This window comes from Streptomyces sp. NPDC020731, from assembly GCF_044334705.1.
Lineage (GTDB): Bacteria > Actinomycetota > Actinomycetes > Streptomycetales > Streptomycetaceae > Streptomyces.
In genome coordinates, this window is record NZ_JBIRTN010000020.1 from 88,983 (window position 1) to 103,402 (window position 14,420).

A 14,420-nucleotide genomic window follows, 5' to 3' on the forward strand; every position below is an offset into this window, starting at 1 on the left:
CACCCTTCGCTAAACCGTGAACACTTCGGGCCGAAGTGTTCACGGTTTTCGCAGAGGGGCCTGGGTTCCCGTACCTCCCACGCACCTCAAGGCAGCAAGGGAAGCACTTCTCCCCACGGATTCAGGCGCTTTCTCAAATCCTCCCGAGAAACCATTCCGGCAAGCGCAAGTGCCGGTGAGACGAGATTCTTGACGGACCGCAGGAGACGGATCTGGGAAGTTTCCAAGGTACGCCAGTCAGTCGACAACACCCTGACCTCCTCAACCGATATCGGCATTTCTCGCAAGAGGAGATCGATCAGGTGGTCAGGGTTCAGCATGTCAACTTCGGAATTCGGTGGCACCTGCTGAAGCAGTACGTTAGCGAGATTCAAGCGCCTAATCACGCTCTCACGGCGGTCCATCACACCTGTGGACACCGCCACTCGAAGGGCATGTCCGATAGCCGCCGAACACATTCCCCAATGTTCCTCCGACAACTCGCCACAGCCATCGGCCAAACGCATCGTCAGTAGCTCAACGACACCCAGCCACTCACCGGCAACCAGATCGGCAGAAGCGAGAGAATCCGCTGCCAGGGCCTCGCAAAGCGATCGCAGATCGAGCGACGCCAGATCGTTGAGTCGACTCATCAGAAATGAACTCCCGCAGCTGTGAACGCATCCTTACCGATCTGCAGGCTTTCGCTCGACGGCAGGAAGTGACCACTGTGATTGTTGATCTCCAAGGCAAAGAAACCGTCCCGGGATGATCCGGCGATCTCGGCCTCGCCGGCCGCGCGTACCGGAGCCCCCCGCGTGAGAACCGAATGCGAGATCTCCTGGCCGTTGGCAAACTTGGGCACGACTACGAGGCTCCCGTCCTCTCGTACCGCCCACTTGACGGTACCGGAACCGACTGCGGAATCGAACCCGGCCGATCCTGGACTGACCGGCTTGACGCCCAGTCTGTCCGCCAGGGAAAGCTCCCTGTCGAGGGTGGCGGGCATCGTGTTCGGAAACACCTCGCACCCGCTGTTGTGCACCAGCACCGGCGTAGCCCCCGCCAGCACATAGTACGTATGCAGGTCGTCAACCGTGAGGTTGTAGGTACGGGCGTGCCTGGTGAAGGCACGGTTCCCGGTGACGACGACCGTGTCGCCGGTGTCGGTGCGCAGGGTCATGCCCGCGGTAAGTTCGCCCGCTTCGATCCAGTCCCGCTCCGACGGGGACCAGAAGGGGTGCTCGTGGGTCGCGGTGAGTTTCTCGATGCCGTCGGCCGTGGCGATCGACAACTCGTTGAAGTGCTTGTCATCCTCGGTGACGATGAGGCGGGTGACCCTGCGGGGTCCGGTCTCGCCGGTCTCGGGGTCAGTGGCCAAGACCTCGTCCCCGAGTTCTACGTCCTCGATGTCCTTGGTGGTCCCGTCGGCCATGAGAACATCCGTCCCCGTCAGGAAGCATCTGAAGCAGCTCATTCCCTTCAGACGCTTTCCAGTGGCCACGGCCGCCGAGCCACCCCTTCCTCCGGTGATCAGCGCACCGATAAATGCCTCGACCAGCTTGCCGCGCTCGAACGCCTTGGCGTCCGACACGCACTCGTTGAAGTTCGCGACGCAGTAGTTGGCGGCGATGCGCTTGGCCTCCGCCACGTCGTCGTGGCGCAGCAGGTACTTGTACGCCTGGCGGCAGGCCTCCCGGCCGAAGCACGCGTTGCCCGGACCGTCGTTCTCGTAGATGGGCGTCACCCAGTAGTCGGTCTCGGGTGAGTCGCCGTTCGGACTGTTCATCAGGAAGTGCTTGAGCAGTTCCTGGATGTCGTTCGTCCGGGGCGTCTGACTGGCGTTCCACTTGGTGGGGTCCTCCCAGCCGCCCCCACCGTGCGGCGTACCTCGCACCGTGCCGTCGGAGTTCAGCCCGCCGTCCGGGTCGCCCTGGGTGCCGCCGTCGGGACGGGTCCAGCCCTTGCCGTCGTTGCAGCTGTCGCACCAGAGTCCGCTCGGGTCGCTGTGGCTGACCGGGCTGTTGCCGCTGTAGGCGTAGCCGTTCATCTGGAGCGGGTCCGCGATGTCGATGACCGGGTCCGCCGAGAGGAAGCGGCCGGAGTCCTGGTCGTACTCGCGGGCGCCGATGTGGGTCAGCCCGGTGGCCGTGTCGTCGATGCCGACGCCCAGGTAGCCGCGTTTGTTCGGCCAGACCGACGGCTTGGCCCCGCGGGTCTCGCCGTAGGGCTTGAAGGCCCGGCGGGTGACCGCCTGGCCGCTCGCCAGGGAGACCGCCGTGTTCGCCGTGCCGAGGTGGTCGGTGAGCAGCACGCTGAGCTGGTGACCCGTCGTCGCGCCGTTGCTCGTCGTGCGGGTCACCGACGGTGCGCCGGCCTGCCCGTAGGTGCGGGAGGCCCGGACGATCGCCCCGGCGGCGTCGGTCGTCACCTCGGTCTCGCCCAGGTAGAGCGTCGAACCCGACGGGGAGTTCTCCAGGACGCGGTTTCCGGCGGTGTCGTAGACGTACGTGGTCTTCTTGCCGTCGTCCGTGATCGTGTCGAGCTTGTTCTCCTGCGTCCAGGTGAGGTTCTGCGTGGTGGTGGCCAGGTCGCGGACCTCGGTGTTGCCGGTCGCGTCGTACGTGTAGCTGCTGCCCTTGCCTGCCGGGTCGGAGCCGACCCACTTCAGCGTGTGCGGCTGGGTCGTTCCGTAGCCGTACGTGAAGCCGACGTTCTTCGTCGCGTCCGCCGGGTCGTGCTCGGTCATGGCGGCGCGGTTGCCGAGCCAGTCGAAGGTGAAGGACTGGTGGTAGGCGGTGCCTCCCGTGGAGACCGTGGCCGCGTCGGGGGCGGTGGCCGCCCGGGTGGAGGCCAGCGAGGTGTCCGGGCTCGACACGTCCGTCGACGCGTCGGGGGCGTCGGCCACCGGGCCTGACGAGGCCATGTGGTCCGTGCGGGGGCCCCAGGTCGCGCCGTTCGACGCCTTGCAGCCGTCGTCGGAGCCGGTCGGGGTGATGTTCGACGTCCAGGCGTTGAGCAGCTCGCCCATCACGTCGTAGGTGAAGCACTGGGTGTCCCACGACGAGCTCGAGGCGTCCGTCAGCCGGCGCGCGTGGGAGGTGATGGTGCCGGACTTGTCGTACGCGTAGTAGCCGTCGGCGATGCGGTGCGGGCCGGAGGTCTCGCGGTCCGCGACCGTGCGCTGGAGCCGACCGGTGTGCGGGTCGACGAAGTTCGTCGTCCACACCCGGTACGGCTGCGCGCCGGACACCGTGCGCAGGGCCTCGCCGTAGGGCGAGTAGGTCACGTCGGACGTGTACCAGGCCAGGCCCGACGTCGACTCGGGGAGGCCGTCCGCGTTGTAGCGGGTGACGACCTTCTCCTGCGCCAGTCCGCCCACGGCGGGCAGCGTGACCGACTGGACCTGTCCCGTGACGGGTGTGTAGGTGTACGCGTAGGCGTACGTTCCGGCGACACCCGTCGTCAGCGAGCCGGGCGGGATCACCGTCTCCGTGCCGGTGGGCCGGTACTCGGTGTCGTAACCGGTGACGCGGTCGACGTAGTCCCCGTTCAGGGTGTGCCGGATCGAGGCGACCGGCTGCCCGAGCGCGCCCGGCAGGCTGTCGTACGTGAACTCCTTGACCGGGACGGCCGTCGCGGAGCCCTCACGGACGAACTCCACCCGGCCCAGCTCGTCGTACTCGGTGTACGTCGTCCTGGACTCGGCGTCCGTCACCTTCTGAGGCCGGTCGGCCTCGTCGTACCACGTCTTCGTCTCGCCCGTGTCGGGGTCGGTGGCGGAGGTCACCCGTCCCCGTGCGTCGTACGTGTACGTCCACGCGTTGCCGGCCGGGTCGGTGACCCTGGTGCGGTAGCCGCGCGCGTCGTACTCGTACGAGGTGGCGCGCCCCTCGGCGGTGCTCCCGTCGTCCTTGTAGTGGCGGACGGAGGTGACCCTGCCGAGGGCGTCGGTGAAGGTGCGGGTCCGCGGGACCGTGGAACCGGCGGGGTCGACGTACGTACTGGTGTCGCTGTAGTAGGTGTAGGTCGCGTACGCGAAGTCGCCGTCGTGGTACGTCGACTCGCGCTGCTTGCGCTCCAGGCCGTCGTATCGGTACTTGATCCAGCTCGGGATCAGGGACCGGGACCTGGGGGCGAAGAGCTCGGCGGCCGGCTCGCCCTTCGCGAGATATCCGCTGGTCTGCTCGTCGACCAGGCCGTGGTCGTTGTAGGTGGTGTCGGTGACGACACGGCCGGGGCCGTGGGCTTCGGACTGCGTCTGCACGGGGCGCATCAGGCCGTCGTAGATCGCCACCTGACGGCTGTACGTCCCGTCGTCCTTGAGACTCCTGGTGGTGACCGCGGCGGGGCGGGTCGTCTCGGCGGTGGCGATCGCCGCCTGGTACGAGATCTCGACGTCGGGCGACTTGCCGCCGGAGGAGCGGGACGGCGACCAGCCCTTCACCAGGCGCCCGAGGGCGTCGTACTCGTTGCGCGTGACCCGGCCGTTGGCGTCGGTGACCGTCAGCGCCAGGCTCCGGCCGGGGTCGAAGGTCGTCGTGACGGCATGGCCCTTGGCGTTGATCACCTTGGTGGCGGTGACCGGCCCGCCGGCGTCCGCGGGGGTGTACTGCGTCTCGGCCGTACCGACCCCCGGACTGGTGACCGTGCGGACACGGCCCAGCGGGTCGTACGTCGTGCTGGTGACGACCGAGTAGGAGGTTCCGGCACCGTCGACACCGGCCTGGGAAGTGAGCAGGCCCTTGGCCGGGGTCGCGCCGTACGCCAGGCCGTCGTAGCTGTTGCGGACCGCCTTGACGAGCTTGGTCGCCGGGTCCGCGGTGTCGTACCCCGCGCACGAGGTGCCTGTGGCCCGCTGTTCCTTCGTCAGGCCGATCAGCCACGCCGTGGTGTTGTGCACGTACGCCGTCCTGGTGCAGCTCTGGTCGGACAGGGTCTCGCCGGTGCCGTTCGGCTTGACCACGGACGTCTCGACCTGGACCGGCAGGCCGTAGGTGTCGTCGACGGTCGTCAGGGTCCGTACCGCCCGCCAGCTCGTGTCGACGGTCTGGATCTCGTCAGACCGTTTGACGCCGGTGCGGTGGGCGAGGAGCGGGTCGAGGGCGGTGCCGTTCTCGGCCTCACGGGAGCGGGAGGCGGTCTGCCTCGACCAGGGGAAGCTCAGGGCACGCTTCTGCACCCGCTTGTCGGAGTCCAGGTAGGTGATGCTCTCCGCCGTCATGCCCGCGTACTGCGGTGCGTCGTCGGTGACCAGCGTGTAGGTGCCCGTGGAGTCCTTGACCTCCCCGCCCGCGCCCTGGAAGTACCGGGTCTCGGAGTACGACTGCGCCTGCGGCTCGCCCGACTGGGAGGTGGTCTTGCTTCCCTTGGTGACCGCGACCTGGCGGTAGCCCTGCCAGACGCTGAATGTCCGCAGGGACGGACGGGTGAACTCGTCGTCGTTCTTGGCCCAGGCGGGGTCGGTGTACTTGTACGTCGTGTGGACGGGTCTGCCGTGCGAGGTGACCTTGTCGGTCTGGGTGACGGAGTGGACGACGTACTTGTTGAACCACGACTTCGCCGGCGTCTTCTCGTCACCGTCCGGCGACCAGCGGACCGGGTAGCAGGTGCCGTTGTCCTTGCCCTTGTCCTCGGCCGGCTCACTGGCGCAGCCGCCCTTGTACTCGACCTCGATGTCACCGCCGTGCTCCGTCGCGACCGTACCGATGCGGGGCCGGGTGAAGGCGGGACGCTGGTCGTTCGAGCCGCTGGGCACGAGGTTGGGAAGCTGACGGTCCTTCAGTCTCGCGCGCAGCGGCGACGTGGAGCCGACCGAGTACTCGGCGAAGCTGACGCCGTCCTTGTGCTGGAGGGTTCCGGTGGTGTCACCGGGGGCGAAGCCCCTGCGGGTGATCGAGTTCAGCCACAGGCCGGGGGCCGTGTCGTACCAGTCCTCCGGGAAGGACTGGTGGAGCTGGTAGGTGTCGACCTTGCCCAGGCCGGTCCGGCCGGCTCGGGCGGCCTTCGTCGTCACCGTGTCCAGACGCATCTGCGTCCAGAACGACGGGAAGGCGGGGCACAGCTTCGACGTCGACTTGCAGTTGAGGTTGCCGGGGGTGTCCCACCAGGGGCGGTAGGCGCCGGGGTCGTCGGTCTTGGCGAAGTTCGCCGCGTCACAGGCCGTCTCCGACTTCAGGCAGCGCTGCTCGGCGCCGAACTCGACCGTCGCGGACGGCTTGGTGAGATCGGAGGAGCGCATGCCGTACTCGATGGTCGTCGGGTAGGCGGAACGCTCGTACTGCTCGGGGGAGGTGAACTTCTTCTTGACCGCGTAGTGGTTCGTCTCCTGCTTCCAGTTGACGACCATCACGTTGCCGTGCACGTCGACGACCTTGTCGAGCCCCCAGCGCCAGGCCTGCTGCCGGCCGGCCCCGCAGCGGGAGTCGGCGAACGCTGTGGCGTGACAGGGTTCCCCCGGGTGGTTGCCGAAGACGCAGGTTCCAGCATCTGCCTCCTCATCGGCACACCGGACGCCAACGGCGACGCGGTCCCCGACATCTGGACCGCGCGCACCGACGGAACCGTACGGTTCTACGCCGGCGGCAGGACCGTCCTGTCCGGATCCGGCACCGAGATCATCGGAACGGCGAGCTACTGGAAGACCCGCATCGCCATCGGGTGAGCCGCGCAGCTGCGAGTGAAACGGGCGGGGCCGTCGGAAGCGTTGTCCGACGGCCCCGCCCGTTCCGCACGGCCGCAACCGTGACGCGTCAGCCCCGATGCGCCCCGCTGCTCGGCTGGGGTCGCTTGCTCTTGCTCCCGTCCGGCCACAGTTGCGGCTTGCGCTTCGCCGCCACGTCCTCCATCCAGCCGAACCACACGACGCAGCTGCCGATGAGCACCCAGGCGAGGGCCAGGACCGGCCAGGAGCTCTCCAGGAGCCAGGGGACGTTCTCGTACAGCACGTCGAAGCCCCACAGTTGGTCCCAGAGCGTGGCGGCGATCAGGATGCAGACGTTGTGCCACAGGTAGATCGTCACCGCCCGCGAGTTGAGCAGCGTGATCAGCCGGTCCCAGCGGCGCAGCGGGCGCGGCCACTCGGACCACGACGGGCTCACGTGCAGGAGCAGGAGCACCGTCGCGAAGGACCAGACGGCCTGGGCGAAGGGGATGGAGTCCAGGTCGTAGCCGGTCTTGAAGCCCTGCCTGAAGGCGTACCAGAGGCCCAGGGCGGCGATCACCGGTGCCACCGAGGGCACGATGTAGCGCGGGAGACGCTTGAGGATGCCTTCCTGATGGGCCATGCCCAGGACCCAGCAGGCACCGAAGGTGCTGAAGTCCGTGAGGGCCGAGGGGAACCGCTCACCGGGCAGGTTCAGGTAGCCGAACTCGAAGGCGGCCGAGAGCGCGAGCGGCGCCAGGATCGTCGCCCACGGCAGTGCGCGGAGGGCACGCAGGATGAACGGGGAGAGCAGCACGTACCAGAGGTAGGCGCGGATGTACCACAGCGGGCCCGCGAGGTCCGCGGCCCAGTTCTCGCCCAGGATGCCGTGGATACCGGGCAGTCCCTCGGCGTACGGCGGGTCGCTCAACGGCAGGACCCAGTAGAGGAGGTGGAACCACCACCATCCCGGGTGTCCGTCGTCGTTCGGTCCCCAGCCCTGCAGCAACATCCCGGCGACTCCGACAGCGCCCAACAGCCACAGCGGCGGCAGCAGTCGGCGCATCCGGCTCCGTACGACCTGCACGGCCGGACGCTTGAGGGAGCGTGCCATCAGGTTGCCGGCCAGGGCGAACATCACGCCCATGGACGGGAACACCACGGGCAGCCAGGCCCAGCCCATCAGGTGGTAGAGGACCACCCGGAAGAGGGCGACGGCCCGCAGCAGGTCGAAGTAGCGGTCACGAACGGGAACCCGCCGGGCCTGCTTCTGCTGCGGGATCGTCGGCTGAGCGGGACCGGCCTCGGTGGTCGGAAGAGGGGGAACGGTCACGTTCGGGACGTCCTGGGGTGTCGGCGTGGCAGGCATGGGGGCCGTCGCGGCTGTGCCCGGAGGCATGCGCGTCGGGTCGAACGGTGAGGTGCTCATCCGACCGGCCTTCCGTCCAGGGCGTTCGACCGCTGAGCGGGGATGCCGTCCGCCCCGGGCGGAGGAGCGGAGACCCCGCCGGTGCGCCGCAGCTTCTGCCAGCGCAGGCGGCCGCCGGTGAGGGCGGTGATCCAGGACTGGAGCAGCACGACGTACATGAGCTGGCGGTAGAGGATCTGCTGCAGCGGCAGCGAGATCAGGTGGGTCATGCGTTCGCGGTCGAGGCGGAAGGCGAAGGCCGCGCAGACCGCCTGGATGGCGAGGACGCCCAGCCACGCCGTGATCGTCTGCTGGGTCGGGCCGAAGACGAGGCCGTAGAGCAGGAAGACGTCGATCAGCGGGGCCAGCAGCGGGGCCACGATCATGAACAGGGAGACGAAGGGCAGGCCGATGCGGCCGAAGCGGCCCGAGGGGCCCTTGTCGATCACCGCTCGGCGGTGCTTCCAGATGGCCTGCATGGTGCCGTACGACCAGCGGTAGCGCTGGGACCACAGCTGCTGGACGGTCTCCGGGGCCTCGGTCCAGGCGCGGGCGTTCTCGGCGTAGACCACGCGCCAGCCGGCGCGGTGCAGCGCCATGGTGACGTCGGTGTCCTCGGCGAGGGTGTCGTCGCTCATGCCGCCGATGGGCTCCAGGGCGGAGCGGCGGAAGGCGCCGACCGCGCCGGGGATGGTCGGCATGCAGCCGAGGATGTCGTACATCCGGCGGTCCAGGTTGAAGCCCATCACGTACTCGATGTGCTGCCAGGCGCCGATGAGGCTGTCCTTGTTGCCGACCTTCGCGTTGCCCGCCACCGCGCCGACCCTGGGGTCGCCGAAGGGCTGGACGAGTTCGCGGACGGTGGACGGTTCGAAGACGGTGTCGCCGTCCATCATCACGACGATGTCGTAGCGGGCGTTGGCGAGGCCCCGGTTGAGCGCGGCCGGTTTGCCCGCGTTGAGCTGGCGGATCACCCGTACGTTGGGCAGGCCCATCGCCTCGACGATGCGTGCGGTGCCGTCGGTGGAACCGTCGTCGATGACGAGGACCTCGATCGGGTGCTCGCTCGCCATCAGGGAGTTGACGGTGTTCTCGATGCACTTGGCCTCGTTGTACGCCGGGACCAGCACCGTCACCGGTTCGTTGACCGGCGGACCCCAGCGGAAGCCCTTGCGGCGGACGCGGCGGGCGTGGACGCCGGAGAGGAGGAGCATCAGGACGAAGCGGCCGATGACCAGGGTGCCGATGATCGCGAGGCCGACCACCAGGACGTCGGTGATCCTCTCCGAGGCCTGGACCAGGAAGATCCACGCCTTGCCCTTCCAGAGCTCGGCGCCGGTGACCGGGCTGTGCGCGCTGGGCGCGTCCAGGGCCTCGGTGAGGTTGTCGAACTCGTAGCCCTTCGCCTTCAGGTCGGGCAGGAACCTGTCGAGCGCCGCGACGGTCTGGCTGCGGTCGCCGCCGGAGTCGTGCATCAGGACGATGGCGCCCTTGCGGCCCTCGGGCGTGGCGCGGCGGATGATCTCGTCGACGCCGGGCTGCTTCCAGTCCTCGCTGTCGGTGTTGTTGACGACGGTGAGGTAACCGCGGCTGCCGATGTACTCGGTGACCGGCCAGGACTCGTTGTCCATGGCCTCGGCGTAGGAGGAGTACGGCGGGCGGAAGAGGGAGGTGCGGATGCCGGCCGCGCCGGTGATCGCCAGCTGGTTCTGCGACAGCTCCCAGTCGATGCGCTTCTTGGACTGGAGGGCGAGGTCGGGGTGGTTGAAGGTGTGCAGGCCGATCTCGTGGCCCTCGTCGACCATGCGCTCGACGAGGTCCGGGTAGCGGGAGGCCATGGTGCCGGTGACGAAGAAGACCGCGTGCGCGTCGTGCTTCTTCAGCACGTCGAGCACCTTCGGCGTCCAGATCGGGTCCGGGCCGTCGTCGAAGGTGAGGACGAGGCGGTGGTCGGGCACGCTCAGGCTCTGGGTCTGCCCGGCGCGGGCGTCGATGACCGGGCCGCCCTCCAGTATCTTCCCGGGCACCTGCGTGGTGGGGGCGGGCTTCTGGACGCGGTGGTCGGCGAGGATCTCGCTGTGCACGTATCCGCGCAGCATGAGCATCGCCGCCAGGGCGACGAGGACGAGCACCGGAAGCAGCAGGCGCAAGGGCAGGCGGCGGCGCGGGGCGCCGTCACGGGCCTGGCGGGCGGCCCGGTGACGGTGGGAGCGGGATGCCATCAGACGACGTTCTCCGGGGACGGTGCGGCGGGGGTGGTGGACGGGTCCGGCTGTGCGGCGGAGCCGTCGGCGACGACCGGCTGGCCGGCGGGGGCACCGGCGACGTTGTCGGTGCCGCCGGCCTCTCCGCCGCCTGTGGGGGCGGTCGTCACGGGGTCGGGTTCTTCCGACACCGGCGGGTCGGCGGGCGCCGTGCTCACGGTGTCGTCCGGGGGCGTGGTGGTGGCGTCGTCGTCACCGCCGGTGACCGGGTTCGTGGTGTTCCTGCCGGTCGACGTCGGTGTCGGGTCGGCGGTGTCCGGCTGGTCCGCGGTGCCGGCCCCGCCGCCCGTCGCGGGCGCGGTGGCGCCGGGCGCGGGCAGCGTCGGGGTGCCGGTGGTCGGCGTGGTGCCGGGGACGAGGCTGGTGCCGGAGCTGGGCGTGGTGCCCGTCTCCTCGGGCCCAGGTGTCGTCCCGACCTGCCCGGCGGGCTTGTCCTCCTGGCCGGGGACGGGCATCCAGGGGGCGTCGGAGTTGCCGGACAGCAGCGTGGCGACCATGACGACGGCGTAGCCGGCGCAGGCGAGGCCGACGGCCATGCCGATACGGCGGTAGAGCCGGCTGCGGCGGCCGGACTCGTCGACGAACACGGGTCCGGCGGCGGCGTCCTGCCCTCCGCTCGCCCGGCCCGGCGCCCGGCGCAGCTCGAGGCCTTCCCCGATCTGTACGGAGTCGAGCTGGACCGTCACCTCGTGCGGGTCGTGGGTGGCCGCGGCGGAGTCGCCGGCCCCCTCCTGCCAGGGGTCACGGACGGGGGTGCGGGAGGTCGTCGGGGCGCCGGGGTCCGAGGAGGGGCGCAGGAACTCGGTCGGGGCGCCGGCCGTACCGGGAGCGGACGACGGGCGCCCGGAAGCCGGCGGGAGGCCGGTCGTCCCGGAGCCCGGCGACGAGCCTCCGGAAACCGGCGGGAAGCCGGTCGTCCCCGGGGCGGGCGACGGGCGTCGGGAGGCCGGCGGGAAGCCGGCCGCTCCGTGGCCGCCCGAGGTGCGTGCTCCGCCCTGCCGGGAGGAGGGTCCTGCCGTCCTGGCGCCGGGAGCGCCGAGGATGCCGCCCGGCTGGCGGGGGACGCGCAGGGCGGTGGTGCGCTCGGTGTCCCAGGGACCGTCCGCCGGGTTCCCGGACGGCGTCGTCCGGTGCGGTGCCGCGGGGCGCTCGGCGTTCCGCGGACCGTCCGGCCGGCTCCCGGACGGTGCCGTCCGGCCCGGTGCCGCGGGGCCACGGCCGTCGCCGGTCCCCGGCCCGGGCCGGGCGGAGGGCTCCGCGCGGTGGGCGGCGTCGGGCAGGACCTGGGTCCTGTCGTTGCCGCCGGGGAAGACGCCGAGGCGGGCCCAGCGGTCCTCGAGGGAGCCGGCATCGGCCTCGTGCGGGGCCGTACCGGGCTTCTCGCTCAGGGGGAGGACTCTCGTCTCACGCAGGTCCTCGTCCTCGGCGTTCCTCTCGAACGCCGACACGCCCTCGGGCCGTTCCGGTTGGGCGTCTTCTCGCCACTTTTCCACGCGCACGCACTTCCCCCCACAGGGCACTTCCGGCGCGCGTACGACCCGAGCACCCGCCGACGGACCGGGCCCCCACCCGCTCCGAGCGCCTCATTTATCACACTCTGCTCGGGCACCGAATGTAGCGCACGTGGAGGTCCTGTGTTCCCGGGGCAGTCATTCGTGTCAGTAGTGAGACATCATCGGGCCGCCATCACGACAATATCCCGGTCGGGCAGCCACCCCTCGGCCGGCCGCCGCAGCCAGCCCTCCTCCGCGGCAAGAACGGCCGCCGCCCGCCGAAGAGCGTCCAGAGCGGGATGAACCAGCCCTTTCCGCCACACCAGGGACACGGGTGACAGCGGAACCGGGTCCACGAGAGGGCGCAGTACCGTCGAGGGCAGTGGCGGAAAATCGACTACGGCGAGGACCGGGTGACGCGTTCTGGCCATGATCCGCTGGAACTCCTCGTCCCCGACGGCCAGCGGCGCGGGCGGCGCGAGCGTGATCCCCCGGCCCTCGAACAGCGACCGCGCGAGGTCCGTCCATTCCGGCGTGCGCTCGTTCCCGGCTCCCGCGTACACCGTCTCGCCGGCCAGCGCGGCGAGCGGCACCTCGGCCCGTGCGGCCAGCGGGTGGTCCTCGGGCAGCACGACCGCCATCGGCTCGTGGCGCACGGGCTGCTGCTCGAGCCCGGCCCGCAGTGCGGGGGCGAGGCCCGCGAACCGTCCGAACGACGCGTCGAGCCGCCCCGCGAGCAGTTCCCCCACGGCCCCGGTCAGCCCGCTCTCGTAGCGGGCCATCAGTTCGTGCCCGGGGGCGAGTTCGCGGGCCCGGTGCAGCACCCGGCGCGGGGTGTGCAGGCCCGGGGTGTTGAGGTCCACCAGCAGGGGCCGGGCCCGTCCGGCGGCGGCGAGCAGGTCGTCCTGCGCCTGGAGCACCGCGCGGGCGTACGGCAGCAGGCGTTCGCCGTCGGCGGTGAGCGTCACCTGGCGGGTGGTCCGTACGAACAGCTCACTGCCCAGGTCCCGTTCCAGCCGCCGCACGTCCCTGCTGAGCGCCTGCTGGGCGACGTAGAGGCGCATGGCGGCCCGGGTGAAGTGCAGCTCCTCGGCGACGGTCACGAAGGCGCGCAGCAGGCGGGGGTCGAGGTGGGCGGGGGCGGGCATGGGCGTGAACTTACAACACGGGTGCGTCAATCGGCGCAGGGAAGGTGTTGGACCGGGCACGTGAGCGCGGGCGACGGTGGTGTCATGCCCCGATCGACCTCCCGCTCCCGGGACACTCCCCTGCCCACGGTCACCGCCGACACCCCGGTCGCCGTCGACTTCGGCCCGCGCGGACGGAGCGAGCCCCGCGCGAAGGGCCCGTACCGCCGTCTCTTCGTGCTGCCCGGCACCCGCGCGTTCACGGCCGGCAACCTCATCGCGCGGCTGCCGATGGGCATGTTCAGCGTGAGCGCGGTCGTGATGATCGCCGGGACGCGGGGTTCGTACGCCCTGGCCGGCGCCGTCACCGCGACGGGCCTGGTGGCGACGGCGGTGGTCGCCCCGTGGACCGCGCGCCTGGTCGACCGGTACGGGCAGGCCCGTATCGCCCTGCCGGCCGCGGTGTTCGCCGTGCTCGGCTCCCTCGCGCTGCTGCTCTGCGTGCGTCACGGCGCCCCGGACTGGACCCTGTTCGCCTCCTACGCCGCCACCGCCACCACCCCCAACACCGGCGGGATGTCGCGGGCCCGCTGGGCGCATCTGCTGAAGGGGGACGCCGCGGCCCTGCACACCGCGAACTCCTTCGAACAGGCCGCGGACGAACTGTGCTTCATGCTCGGCCCGGTGCTCGCGGCCTTCCTGTGCGGCACGTTCTTCCCGGAGGCGGGCACGCTCGTGGGCGCCGTGCTGCTGCTGACGGGCATCCTGCTGTTCGCCGCCCAGCGGTCGACCGAGCCGCCGGCCGCACGGCGTTCCTCCGCGCGGGCGCCGCTGCGGTCGCCCGGCATGCGGCCGCTGCTGGTGGTCTGTCTCGCGACGGGCGCGGTGTTCGGCTCGCTGGAGGTGGTGACCCTCGCGTTCGCGGACGAGCGGGGGCACCGCGCGGCGTCCGGCGCCGTGCTCGCGCTCCAGGCGGCCGGTTCCTGTGCGGCGGGGCTGCTGTACGGGGCGATGCGCCCGGCGGGGTCCGCGCAATCCCGGCTGCCGTGGTGCCTGGCCGCGATGACCGCGCTGATGACCCTGCCGCTGCTCGCGGCCGGGCTCACCGGCTCGCTCCCGCTGCTGGCGGGGGCGCTGCTGGTCGCCGGGATGGCGACCGCCCCCACCATGGTCACCACGATGACCCTGGTCCAGCGGTACACGCCCGAGGACCGGCTGAACGAGGGCATGACGCTCGCGGTGACCGGTCTGCTCGGCGGGATCGCCTGCGGCAGCGCGGCGGGCGGCTGGACGGTGGAGCACGTCTCGGCGACGGCGGGGTACGGCGTGCCGGTGGCGGCGGCCGCGACCGCCCTCCTCGTGGCTCTCTCCACCCTCGTCCTGTTCGGGCCGTCGAACCGCTCCACCGATTCCCTCCCGACCCATTGACGGCCACAGGTCCCGCACATACCTTCACCCGTCGAAGCGCTTCGAAACCGCTTTCTGCATCCCCGCGGACCGTGCAGA

At 70.6% G+C, this 14,420-nt stretch carries 7 protein-coding genes and 1 pseudogene; 2 read left to right on the forward strand and 6 right to left on the reverse strand.

The window, feature by feature from the left end; translation table 11 throughout:
- Nucleotides 1-86 precede the first annotated feature (86 nt).
- Nucleotides 87-632: a hypothetical protein gene (locus tag ACH4VX_RS28025; protein WP_398371140.1), complete on the reverse strand. Its 546-nt coding sequence runs from the start codon at nucleotides 630-632 to the stop codon at nucleotides 87-89.
- Nucleotides 632-6,343: a polymorphic toxin-type HINT domain-containing protein gene (locus tag ACH4VX_RS28030; protein ID WP_398371141.1), complete on the reverse strand. Its 5,712-nt coding sequence runs from the start codon at nucleotides 6,341-6,343 to the stop codon at nucleotides 632-634. The genes ACH4VX_RS28025 and ACH4VX_RS28030 overlap by 1 nt, the downstream gene beginning before the upstream one ends.
- Nucleotides 6,344-6,460: 117 nt before the next feature.
- Here ACH4VX_RS28030 and ACH4VX_RS28035 point away from each other — a divergent pair.
- Nucleotides 6,461-6,643 (forward strand): annotated as a pseudogene (locus ACH4VX_RS28035) (hypothetical protein); the annotation flags it as partial.
- An 88-nt stretch (nucleotides 6,644-6,731) separates the two neighbouring features.
- Here the strand turns inward: ACH4VX_RS28035 and ACH4VX_RS28040 are convergent.
- The 4 genes from ACH4VX_RS28040 to ACH4VX_RS28055 form a co-directional block, all read right to left on the reverse strand.
- Nucleotides 6,732-8,051, reverse strand: coding sequence for an acyltransferase (locus tag ACH4VX_RS28040; RefSeq protein WP_398371143.1), 1,320 nt, complete (start codon nucleotides 8,049-8,051; stop codon nucleotides 6,732-6,734).
- Nucleotides 8,048-10,252 carry a glycosyltransferase gene (locus ACH4VX_RS28045; protein WP_398371144.1) on the reverse strand — a complete coding sequence of 735 codons (2,205 nt, stop codon included), beginning with the start codon at nucleotides 10,250-10,252 and terminating at the stop codon, nucleotides 8,048-8,050. The genes ACH4VX_RS28040 and ACH4VX_RS28045 overlap by 4 nt, the downstream gene beginning before the upstream one ends.
- Nucleotides 10,252-11,787 carry a hypothetical protein gene (locus tag ACH4VX_RS28050; RefSeq protein WP_398371146.1) on the reverse strand — a complete coding sequence of 512 codons (1,536 nt, stop codon included), beginning with the start codon at nucleotides 11,785-11,787 and terminating at the stop codon, nucleotides 10,252-10,254. The genes ACH4VX_RS28045 and ACH4VX_RS28050 overlap by 1 nt, the downstream gene beginning before the upstream one ends.
- A 179-nt stretch (nucleotides 11,788-11,966) precedes the next feature.
- Complete coding sequence (locus ACH4VX_RS28055; protein ID WP_398371147.1) at nucleotides 11,967-12,935, reverse strand: LysR family transcriptional regulator; 969 nt, start codon at nucleotides 12,933-12,935, stop codon at nucleotides 11,967-11,969.
- A gap of 84 nt (nucleotides 12,936-13,019) precedes the next feature.
- On the opposite strand from ACH4VX_RS28055, the gene ACH4VX_RS28060 reads away from it, so the two are divergent.
- Nucleotides 13,020-14,342 carry an MFS transporter gene (locus ACH4VX_RS28060; RefSeq protein WP_398371149.1) on the forward strand — a complete coding sequence of 441 codons (1,323 nt, stop codon included), beginning with the start codon at nucleotides 13,020-13,022 and terminating at the stop codon, nucleotides 14,340-14,342.
- Nucleotides 14,343-14,420: the final 78 nt, after the last annotated feature.

What these genes read in the sequence shown, in the direction of transcription:
- ACH4VX_RS28040 (WP_398371143.1), bottom strand. Translation starts at nt 8,051, where the DNA reads ATGAGCACCTCACCGTTCGACCCGACGCGCATGCCTCCGGGCACAGCC.
- ACH4VX_RS28060 (WP_398371149.1), top strand. Translation starts at nt 13,020, where the DNA reads ATGCCCCGATCGACCTCCCGCTCCCGGGACACTCCCCTGCCCACGGTC.
- ACH4VX_RS28045 (WP_398371144.1), bottom strand. Translation starts at nt 10,252, where the DNA reads ATGGCATCCCGCTCCCACCGTCACCGGGCCGCCCGCCAGGCCCGTGAC.
- ACH4VX_RS28055 (WP_398371147.1), bottom strand. Translation starts at nt 12,935, where the DNA reads ATGCCCGCCCCCGCCCACCTCGACCCCCGCCTGCTGCGCGCCTTCGTG.
- ACH4VX_RS28025 (WP_398371140.1), bottom strand. Translation starts at nt 632, where the DNA reads ATGAGTCGACTCAACGATCTGGCGTCGCTCGATCTGCGATCGCTTTGC.